We start from the raw sequence: 19,307 nt of genomic DNA, 5'->3' as shown, positions 1-19,307 counted from the left end.
GTTGTGTCACGCTCCCGTGAGTCGGGCAAGGGCGTCGTCCATCGCCGCCGGCGGCAGCTCGATCAAGCGTGGCGCTTCAGTGAACAGCAGCGCCGCCGAGACCTCATGCTCGGGATAAAGCGGCTGGAGCAGCGCGCGATAGAGCGCGAGCTGCAGGACATAGGCCGGTGGAACGTCCGACAGGGTTGCAGGCGCCGGCCGGTTGGTCTTGTAGTCGACGATCGACACCTTGCCTGATGTGACCGCCAGCCGGTCGATCTTGCCGGAGATCGAGCGTAATTTGCCCTTGACCTCCAGGCTGCCCATGACCGCGACTTCGGCGCGTGAATTCGGCGCAAACAGCTGATCGAAGCGGCTGTCGGCAAGGATCGCTGCCACCGACGCCAAGGCCTTGTCGCGCTCGGCATCTGGCCATTGCGCCCCGGCGCGCCTGAGATAGCGTTCCGCGGCATCCCGGCGTTCGGCCTCCGCAATGCCGGGCAGCATCTGCAACAATTTGTGTAGCGCCAGCCCTCGCATCACGGCAAAGCCGGGCTCCGCCTCGGTGTCCAGAACCGGCGAGCCGGTGTCGATCACGGCTTGCCTGGCCTCGTCGATCAGCGCCGAGGCGCCGGACGGCGACAGCGGCCGCGGCAGATCCTCGAAGGGCGGCAAGGGCTGGAACAGGCTCTTTGGCAACGGCTCGAACTGTTGCGCCTGCCGCGCCTCTTCGGCCGCCGCCTGTGCGACCGGCGGCAATTTTGTCACGTGAAAGCGATGCACGGTCTCGCCGGTGGCGGGGTGCTGCCGCTCGATGCTTTCGGGGGCGCCGACCAGCGCGCGGCTGACGATCGAATGCCAGGTGCCGGTATTCGGCGCCCGCTTGCCGTGATAGCCGCAGACGATCAGCCGATCCTCGGCGCGGGTCATGCCGACATAGAGCAGCCGGCGGTATTCGTCGTCGGCCAGTTCGCGCGCGCGAACCGAAGCGGCCCGCGAAAAGCCATTGGCGACATCGCTGGCCGAACGCCAGAGATAGCCCTTGCCGTCCCAGTGTTGGCCCGAGCCATCGAACGGCATCAGTCGCGGCAGATGCTGGTCGCTGAACGGCGCCGAGCCACCATCGACCAGGAACACGACAGGCGCCTCGAGGCCCTTGGCGGCATGCACGGTCATGACGCGAACCTCGTCGCGGGTCTGGTCCATTTCGCGCTTGATCTCGGGGCCGGCATTTTCCAGCGTCGCCAGGAAGGATTCCAGTCCCGGCAGGCCGGTCCGCTCCTCGGCCAGGCAGAAGCTCAGAAACTCGTCGAGGATGTCGCCGGCCTCCGGCCCGAGCCGCGCGATCATCTTCTTGCGCAAGCCGTCGCGCGCGAGAGCCCCGGCATAGAACTCGAACACCGGCCTGAACGCGGCTTCATCGGACCATGTGTCGAGCTGGGCAGCGATTGCGGCCAAGGCGGCGCTTTCGCCGGCTTGCTGCCTGAGCGAAGCGATCAACGAGAGGCCGGATTGCCGCGCGCCGGCCAGCGCGAAAAGCATCTCTTCCGAAACGTCGAAAATCGGGCTGCGCAGCACGGCGGCGAGCGACAGATCGTCCTCAGGCTGGACGAGAAAGTGACCGAGCGCGATCAGGTCCTTCACCGCGATATGACCGGGCAGGCTGAGGCGGTCGGCGCCGGCGACCGGGATGTCACGTCGCTTCAGTGCGCGCGTCAGCGCATGGACGAAACGATCGCGCTTGCGCACCAGCACCAGCACGTCGCCGGGCCGAAGCTTCTTGCCGCGGCCTTCGATGATCTCGCCGGCGCCGATCCAGCCGGCAATGGTTGCCGCCACGTTTTCGGCAATACGCACCGCCGGCGCATGGGCGTGGTCGACGGCTTGCGTCCAGTCGTCGGGCTCGTCGACGACGTCGGCGCCGATCGACGGCCAGACCTCGACATAGCCCGGCGCATCGCTGCGGATCGCCTTATGGGTCAGCGGGTCGGGATCGTGGCTGATGCCGCGCCGCACGACCGGGTCAGCAAAGACACGGTCCACTGCCGCAAGCACGTCCTCGGTCGAGCGGAACGACCAGGTCAGCTTGAGATCGGCGAAGGCGGCGTTGGCATCGCGCACTCTTCCGGAAAACAGCAGCCTTGAGTCGGCGAAGGAGTCGGGCGCCGCTCCTTGAAAGGAATAGATCGACTGTTTTTCGTCGCCGACGGCAAACACCGTGCGGTGAACATTGTCGCGTGCGCCGAGCCCGGCAAAGAATTCCTCGGCCAGTCGCTTCACCACCTCCCACTGGTCGGGACTGGTGTCCTGCGCCTCGTCGAGCAGGATATGGTCGATGCCCTGGTCGAGTTTGTATTGCACCCAGGGGCCGGCGTCGGGCCGCGCCAGAAGATTGACCGTTCGGGTGATGAGGTCGTTGAAATCGAGGAAGCCGCGGGCGCGCTTCAAGTGCTCATAGCGGGCGATCAGCCAGTCGGCGATGGTCAGCGCGGCACATGTGCCCTCCAGCATCCTGAACAAGGCCAATCGATCGGAGATTTCGAGGATGGCATCGGCCGCTGACAGATAGCGCTCGGCAAGATCCGGCAGGCGGTCGAGCAACGCCTTCTTGAATGTTGCCGGCTCATAAGGCTCGCCATCCGCCCGCAGGAAGGCTTTTGCCAGCAGATGCAGCCGGCGAAGCGGATCATTCTCGGCGAAGGCAAGACGCGCATAGGGCAGAAGGTTGTTGAGTACGGTGCGGGCATCGGCGGCTTCAGCAGCACGGGCAAAGGTGATGAAATAGTCCGGCAGGAAGCCCGGCAGCGGCCAGACGGACGCCGCCAGGCCTTCGGCGGTCTGGCCGGCGCGAAACCTGAACTCGTCGAACAGCGCCTGAAAACCATCGCCGCCAGCGGCGCTGATGAAGGCGCGCAGACCGTCGCGCTTGCGCACGATCTCGGCCAGCAAGGCGTCAAGCCCATGTTCGCCGCCGCGTTCCAGAATGGTGGCGAAAGCCTCGGCCAGCCCCGCATCGCCGGCCGCGGTGCCCGAGATCATGTCGCGGCGGGCGGCGGCGAAGAGCGACGCCTCCATCTGCGGATCGAGCATTTCGAAATGGGCCGGTATGTTGGCTTCCAGCGGAAACTGGTGCAGCACCGATTCGCAGAAGGCGTGGATGGTCTGGATCTTCAGCCCGCCGGGCGTCTCCAGCGCCTCGGCGAACAGCCGGCGGGCGCGGCGCATGGTTTCGCGATCGGGCTGGCGACCGTCCAGCGTCTCTATGCTTGTCGCCAGTTCTGCGTCGCCAAGCGCCGTCCATTCCGACAATGTCGAAAACACCCGGTTCGACATGTTGGCGGCGGCGGCGCGGGTGTAGGTCAGGCACAGGATCTTCGACGGATCGGTGCCACGCAGCAGAAGACGGATGACGCGCTGGGCCAGCACATGGGTCTTGCCCGATCCGGCATTGGCCGACACCCAGGCGGAATTTTGCGGATCTGAGGCGCTTGCCTGGCTGACGGCGGTATCGGTCGGGATGGGATAGGCCTTCTTCATGCCTCCCCTCCCTCATCGTCGGCGTCGCCGCCGGCGGACCATTCGAGCACGCGGGCGAGATGGTCGTAGTCGCCGTCGGTCTCGCCCTCGCGGAACGGCAACGCGCGCGACAAATATCCGGTCGCCGGGTCGGCATAGTGGATCAGCAGTTTTTCGAGCCGTGCCCAGGCCTCCTCAGCGAGATCTGCGGCGGTTCGCGGCTTGCGGTTGTATTCGAGGATGGATTCCTCGAACACCTCGCCATTCGGCTTCAGCCTGATGAAGGCCAGCTGCGACGGCTCGCGCGCGCCAAGCCCCTTGAAGGCGCCGCGCCTGAGCAGCGCGCCTTCGAGCGCCAGTTGCGGCGAAAGCAGCGTATGGGCCTGCGCCTTGGACGGCGAGGAGCCGGTCTTGTAATCCAGGATGTCGGCCATGCCGCCGGCCAGGAGATCGACACGATCAGCATAGCCGGAGAGCGTCACGCCGGACTGGCCGACGCCGGTTTTCTCGGCGTGCTCCTCGGCATGCCGCATTGTCACGGCGAAGGCGCGGCCGCGCTCCCATTCGATGATCCCGGCGGCGAGCTTTTCGAAGCGCGGCCACCACACCGCCTCGACATCGGGAGGAAGGGCCGCCTCGGCAAAGCATGCGCGGCCGGCGGCAATGAGACCGTCCAGCGCCTCCGGCACAAGCGGATTGGCCACGGTCCGCGAAAAAAGATGCAGGATGGCGTGAAACAGCGTGCCGCGTTCGGCAGCGCCCGGGTCGCGGATGACCGGATCGAGCGGAATCAGGCGGAGGATCCTCCTGGCATAGATCGCGTAAGGGTCGCGGCGCAGCGTCTCGATCTCGGTGACCGAGAAATGTTGCGGCCGCACAGCCAGCGGCGGCTTCGGCTGCGGCCGCGGCGCGAAGTCTCTTCTTTCGCCGGCATCGAGCGCACGGGCCCAGGACAGGAATTCATCACCACGCCGGCGAAGCACCGCCGCATGGTCCTTGCCGATGAAGGTCAGGAGGCGCTGCAGCCAGCGCGACGGCACCGCCGGTGCGTCGCCGGAGCGGGCGGAGCGCGCCAGCACCACTTTCTTCGCCCCCATCGCCATCTGGAAATCATGGGCGGCCAGGCCGATGCGCCGTTCGGGCGGCTCGAGGTCGATGCCGGTCTTCATCAGCCGGGACATGAAGCGGTCGCTTTCCGGCTTGCGCGGCCACACGCCTTCGTTGAGCCCGCCGACGACCAGCGTGTCGACGTTCTGCAACCGGGCTTCCAGCGCACCCCAGATGGCGATGTTCCGGTCGGTGCCTTGTGCCGGCTTGACCGTCTCGGGTGCGATCAGCGCCTCCATCACGTCGGGCCATTCGTCGGCCGCGAAGGAGAACGACGCCGTGGCAGCGACCAGCCCGCGCAAGAGCTCGGCGAGCTTTTCACCGGCGTCGCCGGCATAGAGTTCGCTCAGACTGCCATCCGCGGCGCGGCCGAGACCTTCGAGCGCAACGACGCTGGCCCGGGTCAATTCGGCAAGATCGGCTTCGGCTTGACTGCGAAAGGCGGTCAGCGGCGCCAGGGCAGCCGCAAGGCGGACGAGCAATTCGCGGGCACGTTCGATGTTTCGCACGGTCAGGCGGGAAAACCAGAACGGCGGCCGGGGACTGCCCAGGCCGGTGAGGCGGGCATCGAAGAGCTCCGGCAGCGAGGCGACGTCGGGGCGGCCGGTGCCGCCGCGCAGCGCCACCAGTTCGACGATCTCCGCCGCGTGACGGACGCTTATGCGTTCCAGACCGAGGCCAAGCAGCGGGTGCTTGAGCAGCGACAGCAGGGCCACGGGATCGCCGGGGCGGAACGCCGCCTGAAGCGCCAGTCTGAGCAGGCCGGCGGCTGGCGTGTTGATGAGCGGTGTGCCGCCCGAATCGTCGGCGACGACACCAAAGCGCAACAGCTCGACCGAAACGCGCCGCGCCAAGGCGCGGTCGCCGGTGACGAGCGCGGCGCGCTGGCCGGGCTGTTCGACGGCGCGTTTGAGCGCGACGGCGATCGCCACCGCTTCGTCGCGCTCGCCGGCGGCTTCGAGTAGCGTCACGTCGGCGAAGGCCTCGGTGATATCGCCGGTCGTAAAGCGGGCGCGCGTCTCGAACCACAGCTCGGTGGTCTCCGCCGGCCGCAGCGCCTCGCCGACAAGTGCGGCGCGCAGCGCGAGCGGCCTTTCGGCAGCGGCGATCTCCTCGACGTCGCCGCGCAGCACGCCGATCTTGCCGATCAGTTTTGCCAGGCCGTATTGGGGGTGGCCAAGCAAGGCCGGCCGCGCGCCGGGCACCGCAATTGCCTGGAATGACGGCTCATCCAGCATCAGGTCGAGGCCGGGCAGCACGACGGCACCGCTGGGCAGGCCGGCGATCACCGCAAGCAGTTCGGCGGTGGCGGGAATGGACCCGGTGGAGCCGGCGGCGATCACCGGCCCGGTCGGCGGATTGCGCTTCAGCCGCGCTGCCTCCAGCCTTATCAGCGCATTGCGATGCGCGGCCGGGTTGGAGCGATTGCGTTCCTCGAGGAGATTCGGCCAGTTTTCGGTGACGATGCTCAGGAAGTCGAGCGTCACTTGCCACCAGCCGGCGAGGTTGCCGGTCACCAGATCGGCGAGCCTGGTCCAGTCCGTGCCTTCCGTCTCGATCTCGTCCATCAGCCGGGCCAGGTCGCGCGCCAGCCAGATGGCATCGGCGGCCGACGCCGGGACGACGATCTCCTCGTCGAAAAGTGCCGCGACATGCGCCGGCAGGCGGCGCTTCCAGGCGCGCACCAGCGGCGCCAGCAGCAGCAGGCGCTCGATCGCGGCGATCGGCGGCGCGAGGTCGATGGCGGCCGATGCGTCGGCCTCGAACGCGGCTTCGTCCTCGTCGAACTCGCCGAGCGGGCGGATGACCGGCAGTATCGCCGAGTGGCCACCCAGACAGTCGACGAAGACGCCGCGCAGCGCCCGCGCGGCGCGACGCGTCGGCACGTAGATGGTGGCGTCGGCCAGCGCCAGCGGGTCGCCGTCGAAGCGGAAACCGGGAACGAGCCGCCCTGACAGCAGGGCCTCGGCCAGCGTCGGCAGAAACGGCGCTCCGGGCGGGATCGAGAAAACGCGGCGGGAGCCGCTCATTTCAACTCAGTGATGGCGCTGGTCAACTCGGAGATGGCGCTGGTCAACTCGGTCGAGGCGCTGGTCGACTCAGCAAGAGCGGCGGCAACCGCCGCTTCCGCAAGCGGAATGGCGTCGGGCGTGCCAACTGTGATCCAATGGCCCTGCATCGGCATGCCGAACAGGCGGCCGGCAGCGATGGCCGCATCGAAATAGGCGTTGAGCGAATGCGGCCCGGCCGGCGCATCCTTGAAAAGCTTGGGATGGACGATCGCCGCGCCGGCATAGATCAGGCCTGTCGGGTCGCCTTTCGAACGCCGCAAAGCGCCGTCCGGCGCCATCAGGAAATCCGTGCCGCCGCTGTGTCCAGTTGCTGACTGGGGATCTGCAAGCATCAGCAGAATATCCATTTTCGCCGCGTCCCACGCAAGGGCGAGGCGGGCAAGATTGGGCACGCTGCTGTCGATCCAGAAAGTGTCGGCGTTGACGATGTAAAAGTGAGCCCCTCCCAGTTCCGGCAAAGCATGGACGATACCGCCGGCGGAATCGAGCAGTGCTTCGCTTTCGTCGGAAATAACCACCCGCGGCGCGCGGCGCGCCGCGACGTGGGCGACGATCTGCTCGGGAAAATAATGGACGTTGACGATGGCCTTGTCGACGCCGGCACGAGCCAGGCTGTCCAGGCCCCAGTCGAGCAACGTCTTGCCTGATATTTTGACCAGCGGTTTCGGCATTGTGTCGGTGATTGGCCGCATGCGCTTTCCCAGCCCGGCGGCAAGCACCATTGCGGTTTTGGGGGGTGTCGTCACAGCGGCCGCTCCTCCAGCAGCCCGTGGGCGGTGTAGAAATCCCGCAGGCCGGCCAGTGCCGGATGCGCCAGCGCCCGCCGGAGATAATCGCGGATGCGCGGCAGGTGTTTTAGATAATAGGGCTTGCCGTCGCGCTTTTCGAGCCGGACGAAAATGCCGAGGATCTTCGAATTGCGCTGCGCCGCCATGATCGCATAGGTCTCGACGAATTCGTCTTCGTTAAAAGCGCCAGCCTTATGGCGCGCAGCGATATAGGCGTCGAGCGTCCGTCGCTCGATCTCAGGCGAGATCGTAACCCGGGCATCCATGGCGAGAGAGGCGAGATCGTAGGCGGAAGGGCCGATCAGCGCGTCCTGGACATCGACGATGCCAAGGCGATCGTGACCGGTGCGCTCGCCGCGCCAGATGATGTTCGGCGAATGAAAGTCGCGCAGCATGAGCGTGTATTCGCGCCCCTCCAGCCGGTCGAGGGCCGCGTTCCATTCCTTGGTGTAGCCGGCGCGCAAGGCATCGCTTGCCGGGCCGCCTGTGATCGCCGGCACATACCAGTCGAGCAGCAATTCGGCTTCGATCATCATGGCGTCGCGGTCGAAAGGCGGCACGTCGTGAAAGACGCCGGGCGCGGCCTCAATGCGATCGGGCCGCGTCTTGCCGTGCATCATGGCAAGCAGTTCGGCCGCTGCCGCGTAGCGCTCCGCCAGCGGCTGACCGTGCTGGCCGAGAAATCCCTCCGAGCCGAGATGCTCCATGAGAAGAAAGCCCTGGTCCAGGTCCTGCGCGTGGATTTCCGGGGCGCTGACGCCGCCGGCCCGCAATGCCCGATCGATGGCGACGAAGGCCGCGACGGATTGTGCGGTGTGGGCGATCACCGCATAGGGCCTGCCGTCGCGGACCGGCGGCCCGAGCACCAGCCGCGGCGAGTTCATCAACACGCGCGGCGGCAGGCTGGCCAGCGAGACGACCTCATAGGAGCGGGCCGAGGCGTCGCCGATAAAATAGCGTCTCTGCGCTTCACCCCAGCCGGCTCTTTCCAAAAAATTGCGCATGGCCAGCGAACGCGCCGCGCGCTCGAAGGCAGCGCCTTGTCCCGACAATCTCGCCAGGCGGCCGTCGTCCTGATGGACGAGTTCGATCAGCACCGAAGTCTTTGGCAAATAGGCCTCTGCCCGCTCCGGCCATTCGACCAGGGCAGCGCCCTGCGCCAGCGCCTCGTCGAAACCCAGTTCGTCCAGTTCGGACGCCGCGGACAGGCGATAGAGATCGAAATGATGGACGGGAACGCGCGCCTCATAACTCTGGACCAGCGTGAAGGTCGGGCTCGGCACGTCGAGACCGGCATCGTCCGTCATTGCCCTGATCAGCGCCCGCGCCAAACTCGACTTGCCGGCGCCGAGATCGCCTCTGAGAGCCAGCACGTCGCCGGGGCGCAGCGACATGGCCAGATCCTCGCCCAGCCTTGCGGTCGCAGCCTCGTCGGCGAGAAAACGCTCCAGCACCATGCCTGCCATCGAGCGCGCTACTCGGCCGCCGCGCGGATGCCGGACGGCGTGTCGGGAAAGGCACAAATGACGGTGGTGCCGATGTCCTTGCCGGTTTCGATGCGGACACTGCCGCCATGCAGCTCGACGAAGCTCTTGACGATCGACAGGCCGAGGCCGGGGCCGCGCCGGCGGCCGCCATTGCTGCGCGGTTCGAAACGGCGGAACACCGAATCGAGCAGGTCCGGCGGCATGCCGGGACCATCGTCGTGAACGGAGAATTCCACGCCTTCGGCAAGCGAGCGGCAGGCGAGCGTGATGGTGCTCGCCTCCGGAGCGTAGTTCGCGGCATTGCTCAGCAGGTTGTAGAGGATCTGGCGGATGCGGATTTCGTCGCCGTGGAACGTCTTTGGCGCAGTGGCCGCATCGATCTTGAGCCTGATCGCATGCTCCTCCAGCCGGTCGGCGACAAGCTCGGCAGCGGCGGCGATGGTCCGGTCGACGTGAACTTCGGAGATATCGAGTTCCATGATGCCGGCATCCACGGTCGCCAGGTCGAGGATGTCGTTGACGATGGTGAGCAGGACCGAGGAAGACGAGCTGACATGCTCGACATATTCGCGCTGCTTCTGGTTCAATGGCCCGGTCGAGGGCAGCGAAAGCAGCTCGGTGAAGCCGATGATGTTGGTCAGCGGCGAGCGCAGCTCGTAGGAGACGTGCTGCACAAACTCGTTCTTGAGCTGGTCGGATTTTTCCAGTGCCTCGTTCTTGTCCTTCAGAGCCCGCTCGACATTGACGCTGTCGGTGACGTCGACGAAGGTCATCATCACCTGACCGTTGGGCAGCGGGATCATCGCGTAGCGCAGAACGGTGCCGTTGTTCAGCTCGGTCTGGCCGTGGCGGTCGCGGCGCTCGTCGTCGAAACCGGTGACGGCGGCAACGAACCCGCGCCAGGGGCTGTCGGCGGCGCGCCGGTCGCACAGATCGCGGATCGTGGAGACGTGAACGTTGGGCTTGGCGGCGTCGGCGTCGAGCCCCCAAAGTGCTGCGAATGCCGGGTTCGACAATCTGAGCCTGCCGTCGGGGCCGAACACGGCCACGCCTTCGGCGAGATTGTCGAGCGTCTCGCCCTGGACCCGCACCGCGGTCTGGTAGCGGCTTTCAAGGTCCATCTTCTCGGTCAGGTTCTCGAACACCCAGGTGACGCCACCTTTGGGCTGCGGATTGGCGACGACGCGGATGGTCTTGCCGTCCGGCAAATGCCACCAATGTTCCTGCGACTCGACGGCGCGATAGGCGCCAAGCAGGCTTTCCTTCCAGCGCCGCCATTCGGGCTGCTCGGCGATCTTGCCTTCGCTGCGCAGCCGGTCGAGCAACAAGGCGTTGTCCGGAGCGCTGTGCAGGAAGCCGTTGTCGAGACCCCATAGTTTCTGGAACGCCTGGTTGAAAAACCGCAGTTTTTCGTCGGTATCGAAAATCGCCACGGCGGTGTTGAGCTGGTCGAGCGTGTCGGCATGGCTGCGCACGGTCCGCTCATATTCGCTACGGATCGTTTCGATGGCGCTGGTGTCGCAGGCGAGACCGCCCGAGCCGTCCGCGCCGGCGAAGTCGGTCACGGCGAACATGCGGCGGTCGCCTTCGATCACGGTGGAAAGCGCCTGCTCGAAGACGGGATGCGACTTGTGCTGCGCGGCGATCGCATCGCGCGCCTGGCCGCCCAGGAATTCCTTCGCGTCGCGAACCGCAGCTTCGGCGTTTTCCGCCTCGACCGCCCTGGCATAGGCGCGGTTGACCCATTTCAGCCGCCCGTCCGCCGAGCGCAGCCAGGCTGGCATGCTGAGTGCGTTGAAAAGACCGAGCATGGTGTCATAGTCGGCGGCAAGGCGCTGGTTCTCGATTCTTAGCCTGGCCTCGCTTCGCTGCGTTTCGGAAAGCGAGACGAAGCGGACGAGCACGTGTGCTGCGCTCTTGCGGCCGTGCACTTCGAGCGGCGCCCCGGCCTGCGATTCGATGACGAGATAAAACGGCTTCGCCTTTTCCCGCAGTCCCGCCACGGCATTCTCGAGCGCCGCCGCCGAGCGCGGCATCAGCCAACGGCCAAAGGCGAGGAAGGCGGCACGGTCTTCCGGAGCGCCGCTTTCAACCGGCAATGTCCCGACGAGCTCGGGCTTCTTGTTTTCCGAGGCCCATACGACGACACGCTGGTCGCGCAGGTTGAGCAGCGCCTCGGAACGCTGCAGCGCAGCGTTGACGTCGGCCAAGCGGGCTCTGAGTTCGCCATTCTGGGCCGAGGTGCGCGCCCGTTCGCGGATCAGGAAAATGGCCGAGACAAGTGCCGCGCCCATGACGCCGACAAACATGGCGAGTTGCATGACCTCGACGGTGCTGACCGACAGCCCGGCTTTGGACGCAGCCGCGGGGGACGCAGCAGCCGGTCCAGCATGTGCCGAAAGGCCAAGCAGCGGGCCGGCGAGCGCGGAAGAAGCAAGCAATTTTCCGACGCGGGCGCCGGCGCGCCATAAGAGGCTTCCGCCTGTAGCAGCGGAACCCGTGTTCACCGTATCGTTGTGGCCGCCGGAAACGGCCTGTCCCGCGCAAGGCGGGTAATCCCCCGGCATGTCCTGGTCCTCTTCGCCGCCTGAATGCAAGACCGCCCTGATGCGGGCCTCGGCCCTCGTCCCCGGACCCGCGAATCAGCACCATAGCGCTTGCGCGAATCGGCGTGAAGAATCAATCGGCGCAAAAATAAAGCCGGGCGAAAGTCAATCGCCCGGCCTCAATATCTAGTCGTGATTTCAGCTATGGTTAATAGCGGTAGTGTTCCGGCTTGAACGGTCCCTGCGGGGTCACGCCGATATAGGCTGCCTGTTCGCTGGACAATTCGGTGAGCCGGACGCCGAGCTTGTCGAGATGCAGGCGCGCGACTTTTTCATCGAGATGTTTCGGCAGGACATAGACCTGGTTCTGATACTGGCCAGGCTTGCTGTACAGCTCGATCTGGGCCAGCACCTGGTTGGTGAAGGACGCCGACATGACAAAGCTCGGGTGGCCGGTGGCGTTGCCGAGATTGAGCAGGCGGCCTTCCGACAAAAGGATCATCCGCTTGCCGTCCGGGAAGGTGATCATGTCGACCTGCGGCTTGATGTTGGTCCACTTCAGATTGCGCAGCGACGCCACCTGGATCTCGTTGTCGAAGTGGCCGATATTGCCGACGATCACCATGTCCTTCATCGCCCGCATATGGTCGATGGTGACGACATCCTTGTTGCCGGTGGTGGTGATGATGATGTCGGCGGTCGGGGCCGCATCTTCGAGCGTGACGACTTCAAAACCGTCCATCGCCGCCTGCAATGCGCAGATCGGATCGACCTCGGTGACCTTGACGCGGGCGCCGGCGCCCTTGAGCGATGCCGAAGAGCCCTTGCCGACGTCGCCATAGCCGCAGACGACCGCAACCTTGCCGGCCATCATCGTGTCGGTGCCGCGGCGAATGCCGTCGACCAGCGATTCCTTGCAGCCATATTTATTGTCGAATTTCGACTTGGTCACGCTGTCGTTGACGTTGATCGCCGGGAACGGCAGCAGGCCCTTCTTCTGCAACTGATAGAGCCGGTTGACGCCGGTGGTGGTCTCTTCGGTGACGCCGCGGATCGCTTCCTTCTGCTTGGTGAAGAAACCGGGCGATGCCGCCATACGCTTCTTGATCTGGGCAAACAGGATTTCTTCCTCCTCGCTGCCCGGATCGGAGAGCACATCCTCGCCGGCTTCGGCGCGCGCGCCGATCAGGATATACATGGTGGCGTCGCCGCCATCGTCGAGGATCATGTTGGAGGTGCCGCCATCGGCCCACTGGAATATCTTGTCGGTGTAGACCCAGTAGTCCTCGAGCGTCTCGCCCTTGACGGCGAAGACCGGAATGCCGGCCTCAGCGATGGCCGCGGCCGCATGGTCCTGGGTCGAGAAGATGTTGCAGGAGGCCCAGCGGATTTCGGCGCCGAGCGCCTTCAGCGTTTCGATCAGCACCGCCGTCTGGATGGTCATATGCAGCGAGCCGGTGATGCGCGCGCCCTTGAGCGGCTGCGCCTTGCCGAATTCTTCGCGGCAGGCCATCAGGCCCGGCATTTCGGTTTCGGCGATCTCGATCTCCTTGCGGCCCCAGCCGGCAAGCGAGATGTCGGCGACCACATAGTCATTGCTACCCGTCATGGCAGTGCTCCGATCAAGAATTGTCTTCGGGATGCGCCCGCGCCGGAAGGCGTGTCGAAGGGCGCGAGTTGCCGGCCTGACTAGCAGATCGTCGGTCGGACGACAATGGGATATAAAGAAATCTTTATCCGTGCATGTCTTCTGAGGCGCACCGGCGCGAAATCGGGTTCAGCCGCGACGCGCTCCACGCGTCAGGACTCTTCGCCGAAGCGGGAGGCGACCAGTTGCTCCAGCGCGTCGATCACCTGCTCGGCCTCCGGGCCGCTGGCGGTGACGCGGATCGAATAGCCGGGGCTTGCCGCCAGCATCATGAGGCCCATGATCGAGGTGCCCCCAACCGTGACGCCGTCCTTCTCGACCTGGACGGAGGCGTCGAAGCCGCTGGCGACCTGAACGAACTTTGCCGAGGCGCGGGCATGCAGGCCACGCTGGTTGACGATTGGAAATTCCCGGACGATGTCACCCTTGTTGGCCGACAGCGCGCTCATTTGCTGCTCAGAAGCTGGCTGGCGACATTGATGTATTTGCGGCCGGCCGCCTGCGCCTCGTCCAGCGCTGCGCTCATATTGTCGCCCTTGCGAATGCTGGACAGCTTGATCAGCATCGGCAGGTTCATGCCGGCAATGACCTCGGTACGACCGGATTCCATCACCGAAATTGCAAGATTGGAAGGCGTGCCGCCGAACATGTCCGTCAAGACGATGACGCCCGCTCCCGTGTCGACACGGGCAACGGCGTCGATGATGTCGCTGCGGCGCTGCTCCATATCGTCATCGGCGCCGATCGCCACGGTCTCGAAACTGTCTTGTGGCCCGACGACATGTTCCACCGCATGGCGGAACTCGGCGGCCAGTTGACCGTGCGTTACAAGCACGAGTCCGATCATTCTTTGGTGGCTCCCGTCATCGCCGCTTCACAGCCGCATTTTATGCTCGCCGGCCATTCCAGGCGGCGGGAGCGCTATCTTGTCGACCCGAGACGCGTTGACAAGCCCAAAATTGCACAGGCCCAGGCCATTTTGACGCATTGCAGCAAAAAACCGGAACCGGATCATAAAAAGGGCGCGATCGACAGCCGCGCCATCACCGCCGGCAAGGCCGTGGCGGCGTTGCACTCGGCAAGGTCGATACGCGGCACCGGACAGCCTGCCACTGGCTCGCTGATTTCCTCTTGGAAACGGGCCATTTCTGCCTTCGGCACCAGCCGGACATGCAGGTCGATCACTCCACCCGGCTCGAACGGCAGCGGGCGCGGCATGAACCCAGGCACTTCGGCGAGACCGGCGATGGTCGCCGGCACGCGACAGACCAGCCGCCCGGCGTGGGCCGCGGCGAGCAGCCTGTCGTCGCCGATAAGCCGCGAAAACAGCCCGCGCGCGCGGCAATGATCCAGGAGTGTCAGCGCCAGCGTCGTCTTGCCGGCGCCGGACGGTCCGGTGATGAGGACGCCGCGCTCGCCGATCAGCAGCGCCGTTCCATGAATGTTTTCAGCGCGCACAGATCAGCCTTCCGCCGGCAGTGTCACGACGAAACGCGCGCCCTTGATCTCGCCGGGTTTGGTGCCCGGGATGTTCTCGGCGGTCAGCGTGCCGCCATGGGCTTCGACGATCTGCCTGCTGATCGACAGGCCAAGGCCCGAGTTCTGGCCGAACGCCTCGCCGGCCGGCCGGTCGGTGTAGAAGCGCTCGAAGATGCGGTCGATGTTGTCGGCCCTTATACCGGGACCATTGTCGTCGACGGTGATGATGTTGACCTTGCCGGCGCGCGCCAGCGATATGGCGATGTGGCCGCGCTCCTCAGGAACGAAGGAGCGGGCATTCTCGATCAGGTTGGTGATGACCTGGCCGATCCTCAGATCATGGCCGGCGACGAAGTAGCCTTTGACGCCCTGCGGCAGTTTGGCGACCTTGAACTCGATGTCGACCGTCTTCTTGTTGCGCGTGGCCGTGCGCGAAACGTCGACCAGATCCGTGATGAATTTCTTGAGATCCACGGTTCCTGCGTCTTCGCGCGCGAGCTCGGCGTCAAGACGGGAGGCATCGGAAATGTCGGTGATGAGACGGTCCAGCCGCCTGACGTCGTGCTGGATTATCTCCATCAGCCGGGCGCGCGACGCCTCGTTCTTAGCCAGAGGCAGCGTCTCTACCGCGCTGCGCAGCGAGGTCAGAGGGTTCTTCAATTCGTGCGAGACGTCAGCCGCGAAACTTTCGATCGCCTCGATGCGGGCGTAGAGCGCATTGGTCATGTCGCGCACGGCGATCGACAGATTGCCGATCTCGTCCTGCCGATCGGAGAAGTCCGGGATTTCCTCGCGATTCTTGACGCCGCGCCGCACCCTGACCGCCGCCGCCGACAGCCGGCGCAGCGGGTTGGCGATGGTCGAAGCAAGCAGCATCGACAGGATGGCAGTGACAAGGGCGGCGATGCCGAAGACGCGCAGGATCGCCTTGCGCTCGGCCGCGACGATCTTGTCGATGTCGCCGCCTTCCGTCGACAGCATCAGCACGCCGAGGACGGCGCGGAAGCGCTGGATCGGCACGGCGACCGAAACAATCTGCTCGCCCTGTTCGGAGATCCGCACGAGGGTCGACGGGCTGCCGGTAAGCGCCTTGACCACCTCCGGAAATGCAGCGCCGTTGCCGCCCGGCTGCTCATGGTAGACCGGCAGCGCGGTGTTGCGGAAGAAGTCGAAGACGAATTTCTGGATTCGCTCGAGAAGATCGGGCTCTTCCTTGTCGGTCGGCGGCAGATCGTAGCGAAGGATCTGGCCGCGCGAATAGAGGTGGCGCGAATCGAGCAGCAGATTGGCGTCTCGGTCATAGATGCGGGCGCGCGTCCGCGTCGGCGAAATCAAGCGCCTGAGCACCGGCGCGACGCGCTCCGGATTGATCGGAAAGTCCAGATTGTCGAGCTGATCGGAGCCGGGGCCCAGGCTTTCGCCGGCCTGCAGTTCAAGCAGCTTTTCCGGATCGATGCTGATCGAATCGGTTTCGACCGTCGCCGATGCCGCGATCGCGCCGGCGATGATCTCGCCCTGGGTCATCAGGCTCTCGACGCGGGCATCGATCAGCCCGTCGCGAAACGTGTTGAGGTAGAGGATGCCGGTGACCAGGACGGCCAGGCCGGCGAGGTTGAGGAAGAGAATGCGCCGCGTCAGGCTGGAAAAGATATGGTGGCCGAGGAATCGGCGCATCGGCACCGTGATCCTCGACAGGAATGCGGGCAGAATCCGCGACGGGCGCCGGGCGCCCGTCCGTCTCACTCGCTCTACGTCCACTGCCATCGAATAGCAGCCCCCGCTCAGTCCTGGTCTTTATGCATGTCGGTGTCCCAAAAACCGAGACCACTTTCGGGCGACATGCATTAAGTTTTGAGCATGTCGGTGTCCCAAAACCGGGACCACTTTCGGGCGACATGCATTGAGTTTTGAGCATGTCGGTGTCCCAGAACCGGGACCACTTTTGGCGACATGCATCAATTCATGCTTCGCGAAACCGATATCCGACTCCGTAAAGGGTTTCGATCATCTCGAAGTCATCATCGACGGCCTTGAACTTCTTGCGAAGCCGCTTGATGTGACTGTCGATGGTGCGGTCATCGACATAGACCTGCTCATCATAGGCCGAATCCATCAGCGCATCACGGCTTTTTACCACACCGGGGCGTTGGGCCAGAGAATGCAGGATCAGGAATTCGGTGACGGTAAGCGTCACCGGCTCGCCCTTCCAGGTGCAGGTGTGGCGCTCCTGGTCCATGACAAGCTGGCCGCGCTCAAGCGAACGTGCCTGCTGGTTGGGCGTCTTGGCCGACGCCTCGCGGGCGCTGGCACGGCGCAGCACGGCGCGAACCCGCTCGACCAGAAGACGCTGCGAAAAGGGTTTGCGGATAAAGTCGTCGGCGCCCATCTTGAGGCCGAAAAGCTCATCGATCTCGTCGTCCTTGGACGTCAGGAAGATCACCGGCAGGTCGGATTTCTGGCGCATCCGGCGCAGAAGCTCCATGCCGTCCATGCGCGGCATCTTGATGTCGAGAATGGCGAGATTCGGCGGGCGCGCCGCCAGACCTTCCAGCGCCGACGCCCCATCCGTATAGGTTTCGACGCGATACCCTTCCGATTCGAGGGCGATCGACACCGAAGTCAGAATGTTGCGGTCGTCGTCGACAAGCGCGATTGTTGCCATTTCAAGTGGCTCCCTCATGAACTGTCCCTTCTTTGGTCGAGAAGGGCTTTTGCAGGACAAATTAGGTACAAAATGTGGCACAGGCTTCGTCCGCTGTCACGAGCGGCATGCCGGCAGCCACAATCTCACCTCAACATGGATTGGACCGATAAGACCGCCAATCCTTTGGGCACCCGCCTGATTTTTCGCACATATAAACGATTTAAACAACTTTCAAAATATTTAAATCGATTAAATATTTGATATCATTTGGCTTTTCTGGTTCTGACCGTTACAGTCTCCGTCGTTGGGGGCTCCGGAAGTTCGCCGGCCAGGATGTTGCAATCGAAGAAGGAACCGCTCATGTCGGAAGCCGGCAAACGCAATCCCGCATGGGCGATCGACCGGATCGGCCTGAAAACCACCGGCGCGGTGCGCTATAATTTCGGCGAGGCCGTCCTTTACGAGGAGGCGATCCGCCGCGGCGAGGCCCGGCTTACCGCGCATGGCGCGCTGGTCGCCGAGACCGGACAGCACACCGGCCGCTCGCCCAAGGACAAATTCGTCGTGCGCGACGAGACCACCGGGCCGCATGTATGGTGGGACAACAACAAGGCGATTTCGCCGGCCCAGTTCGACACGCTGCTCGCCGATTTTCGCGCCCATGCGGCGGACAAGGATCTTTATGTGCAGGACTTGGTCGGCGGCGCCGATGAGGACTTGAAGCTGACGACCCGGGTCGTCACGGAGCTTGCCTGGCACTCCTTGTTCATCCGCAATCTGCTCATTCGTCCGGAAGCCGCCGAGCTCGAGCATTTTGTGCCCGACCTGACGATCATCGACCTGCCGTCGTTCCGTGCCGATCCGGTCCGCCACGGCACCCGAACCGGAACGGTGATCGCCGTCGATCTGACGCGCATGATCGTGCTGATCGGCGGCACCTCCTATGCCGGCGAAATGAAAAAATCGGTGTTCACCGTGCTCAACTATCTGTTGCCGGCGAAGGGCGTGATGCCGATGCATTGCTCGGCCAATGAAGGCGCTGGCGGAGACGCGGCCATCTTCTTCGGCCTCTCGGGAACCGGCAAGACGACGCTGTCGGCCGATCCGTCACGCACGCTGGTCGGCGACGACGAGCACGGCTGGGGTCCGCATGGCATCTTCAACTTCGAAGGCGGCTGCTATGCCAAGACGATAAAGCTCTCGGCCGAAGCCGAGCCGGAGATCTTCGCCACCACCCAACGCTTCGGCACGGTGCTGGAGAATGTGGTGCTCGACGCGGGCCGCGTGCCGGATTTCAACGACGGCAATCTCACTGAAAACACACGCTGCGCCTATCCGCTCCACTTCATCCCCAACGCCAGCAAGACAGGCCGCGCCGGTCACCCGAAAAACATCATCATGCTGACCGCCGACGCATTCGGCGTGATGCCGCCGATCGCCCGGCTGACCCCGGCGCAGGCGATGTATCATTTCCTCTCCGGCTACACCGCCAAGGTGGCAGGGACCGAAAAGGGCGTCACCGAACCCGAAGCGACGTTTTCGACCTGTTTCGGCGCACCGTTCATGCCGCGCCATCCGTCGGAATACGGCAATCTGCTGCGCGAGCTGATCGCCCATCACGGTGTCGATTGCTGGCTGGTCAACACCGGCTGGACCGGCGGCGCCTACGGCACCGGCAAGCGGATGCCGATCAAGGCGACGCGGCCGCTGCTCGCCGCGGCGCTCGACGGCTCGCTGAAAGGGGCCGATTACCGGACCGACGCCAATTTTGGTTTCGAGGTGCCGGTGGCGGTCGCGGGCGTCGACCGTGCCATTCTCGATCCAAGATCGACATGGGCCGATACCTCAGCCTATGACCTGCAGGCGGCAAGGCTGGTCGGCATGTTCGCCGTCAATTTCGAAAAATTCGAACCCCATGTCGACGCCATCGTGCTCGGCGCCGCGCCGCGCATGCGCGAAGCCGCGGAATAAGTAGTCGCTGCGGACCGGGGGATCGGGAAGGCCCGACCTGGGCCTTTTCTTTTTTCGTTCGCCGCGCCAT

Annotated in this window: 12 protein-coding genes; 1 reads left to right on the top strand and 11 read right to left on the bottom strand. The window is 64.7% G+C overall.

Annotated features, from left to right (window positions below):
• Positions 1–6 precede the first annotated feature (6 nt).
• The 11 genes from addA to BQ8794_RS07155 form a co-directional block, all read right to left on the bottom strand.
• Entirely contained in the window at positions 7–3,516 is a 3,510-nt protein-coding gene (gene addA, locus BQ8794_RS07205) for a double-strand break repair helicase AddA (RefSeq protein WP_077374769.1), read from the bottom strand.
• Positions 3,513–6,632 carry a double-strand break repair protein AddB gene (gene addB, locus BQ8794_RS07200; RefSeq protein ID WP_077374766.1) on the bottom strand — a complete coding sequence of 1,040 codons (3,120 nt, stop codon included), beginning with the start codon at positions 6,630–6,632 and terminating at the stop codon, positions 3,513–3,515. Before addB ends, addA begins: the two co-directional genes overlap by 4 nt.
• Positions 6,629–7,420 (bottom strand): nucleotidyltransferase family protein, encoded by a 792-nt coding sequence (locus BQ8794_RS07195; RefSeq protein ID WP_077374763.1) that lies wholly within the window; start codon positions 7,418–7,420, stop codon positions 6,629–6,631. The genes addB and BQ8794_RS07195 overlap by 4 nt, the downstream gene beginning before the upstream one ends.
• Positions 7,417–8,928: a tRNA (adenosine(37)-N6)-threonylcarbamoyltransferase complex ATPase subunit type 1 TsaE gene (gene tsaE / locus BQ8794_RS07190; protein WP_077374760.1), complete on the bottom strand. Its 1,512-nt coding sequence runs from the start codon at positions 8,926–8,928 to the stop codon at positions 7,417–7,419. Before tsaE ends, BQ8794_RS07195 begins: the two co-directional genes overlap by 4 nt.
• Positions 8,929–8,936: 8 nt before the next feature.
• Complete coding sequence (locus BQ8794_RS07185; RefSeq protein ID WP_077375213.1) at positions 8,937–11,516, bottom strand: sensor histidine kinase; 2,580 nt, start codon at positions 11,514–11,516, stop codon at positions 8,937–8,939.
• 187 nt (positions 11,517–11,703) lie between these two features.
• Complete coding sequence (gene ahcY / locus BQ8794_RS07180) at positions 11,704–13,104, bottom strand: adenosylhomocysteinase (protein WP_077374757.1); 1,401 nt, start codon at positions 13,102–13,104, stop codon at positions 11,704–11,706.
• A gap of 191 nt (positions 13,105–13,295) precedes the next feature.
• Positions 13,296–13,592 carry an HPr family phosphocarrier protein gene (locus BQ8794_RS07175; protein WP_023796904.1) on the bottom strand — a complete coding sequence of 99 codons (297 nt, stop codon included), beginning with the start codon at positions 13,590–13,592 and terminating at the stop codon, positions 13,296–13,298.
• Positions 13,589–13,990: a PTS sugar transporter subunit IIA gene (locus BQ8794_RS07170; RefSeq protein ID WP_027152037.1), complete on the bottom strand. Its 402-nt coding sequence runs from the start codon at positions 13,988–13,990 to the stop codon at positions 13,589–13,591. Before BQ8794_RS07170 ends, BQ8794_RS07175 begins: the two co-directional genes overlap by 4 nt.
• 164 nt (positions 13,991–14,154) lie before the next feature.
• The gene (locus BQ8794_RS07165; protein ID WP_077374754.1) at positions 14,155–14,601 is read right to left on the bottom strand and encodes an HPr kinase/phosphorylase; all 447 of its coding nucleotides are present in this window, start codon (positions 14,599–14,601) and stop codon (positions 14,155–14,157) included.
• Positions 14,602–14,604: 3 nt separating this feature from the next.
• On the bottom strand, positions 14,605–16,386 hold the full coding sequence (locus tag BQ8794_RS07160; RefSeq protein WP_077374751.1) for a sensor histidine kinase: 1,782 nt from the start codon (positions 16,384–16,386) through the stop codon (positions 14,605–14,607).
• A gap of 196 nt (positions 16,387–16,582) precedes the next feature.
• Positions 16,583–17,284: a response regulator transcription factor gene (locus BQ8794_RS07155; protein WP_023796909.1), complete on the bottom strand. Its 702-nt coding sequence runs from the start codon at positions 17,282–17,284 to the stop codon at positions 16,583–16,585.
• A 342-nt stretch (positions 17,285–17,626) separates the two neighbouring features.
• On the opposite strand from BQ8794_RS07155, the gene BQ8794_RS07150 reads away from it, so the two are divergent.
• Complete coding sequence (locus BQ8794_RS07150; protein ID WP_077375210.1) at positions 17,627–19,237, top strand: phosphoenolpyruvate carboxykinase; 1,611 nt, start codon at positions 17,627–17,629, stop codon at positions 19,235–19,237.
• Positions 19,238–19,307: the final 70 nt, after the last annotated feature.

This window comes from Mesorhizobium prunaredense (assembly GCF_900156895.1).
GTDB classification, from domain to species: domain Bacteria; phylum Pseudomonadota; class Alphaproteobacteria; order Rhizobiales; family Rhizobiaceae; genus Mesorhizobium; species Mesorhizobium prunaredense.
This window is presented reverse-complemented; position numbering and strand designations above follow the sequence as displayed.

What these genes read in the sequence shown, in the direction of transcription:
- addA (WP_077374769.1), bottom strand. Translation starts at nt 3,516, where the DNA reads ATGAAGAAGGCCTATCCCATCCCGACCGATACCGCCGTCAGCCAGGCA.
- addB (WP_077374766.1), bottom strand. Translation starts at nt 6,632, where the DNA reads ATGAGCGGCTCCCGCCGCGTTTTCTCGATCCCGCCCGGAGCGCCGTTT.
- tsaE (WP_077374760.1), bottom strand. Translation starts at nt 8,928, where the DNA reads ATGGCAGGCATGGTGCTGGAGCGTTTTCTCGCCGACGAGGCTGCGACC.
- BQ8794_RS07185 (WP_077375213.1), bottom strand. Translation starts at nt 11,516, where the DNA reads ATGCCGGGGGATTACCCGCCTTGCGCGGGACAGGCCGTTTCCGGCGGC.
- ahcY (WP_077374757.1), bottom strand. Translation starts at nt 13,104, where the DNA reads ATGACGGGTAGCAATGACTATGTGGTCGCCGACATCTCGCTTGCCGGC.
- BQ8794_RS07175 (WP_023796904.1), bottom strand. Translation starts at nt 13,592, where the DNA reads ATGAGCGCGCTGTCGGCCAACAAGGGTGACATCGTCCGGGAATTTCCA.
- BQ8794_RS07170 (WP_027152037.1), bottom strand. Translation starts at nt 13,990, where the DNA reads ATGATCGGACTCGTGCTTGTAACGCACGGTCAACTGGCCGCCGAGTTC.
- BQ8794_RS07160 (WP_077374751.1), bottom strand. Translation starts at nt 16,386, where the DNA reads ATGGCAGTGGACGTAGAGCGAGTGAGACGGACGGGCGCCCGGCGCCCG.
- BQ8794_RS07155 (WP_023796909.1), bottom strand. Translation starts at nt 17,284, where the DNA reads ATGGCAACAATCGCGCTTGTCGACGACGACCGCAACATTCTGACTTCG.
- BQ8794_RS07150 (WP_077375210.1), top strand. Translation starts at nt 17,627, where the DNA reads ATGTCGGAAGCCGGCAAACGCAATCCCGCATGGGCGATCGACCGGATC.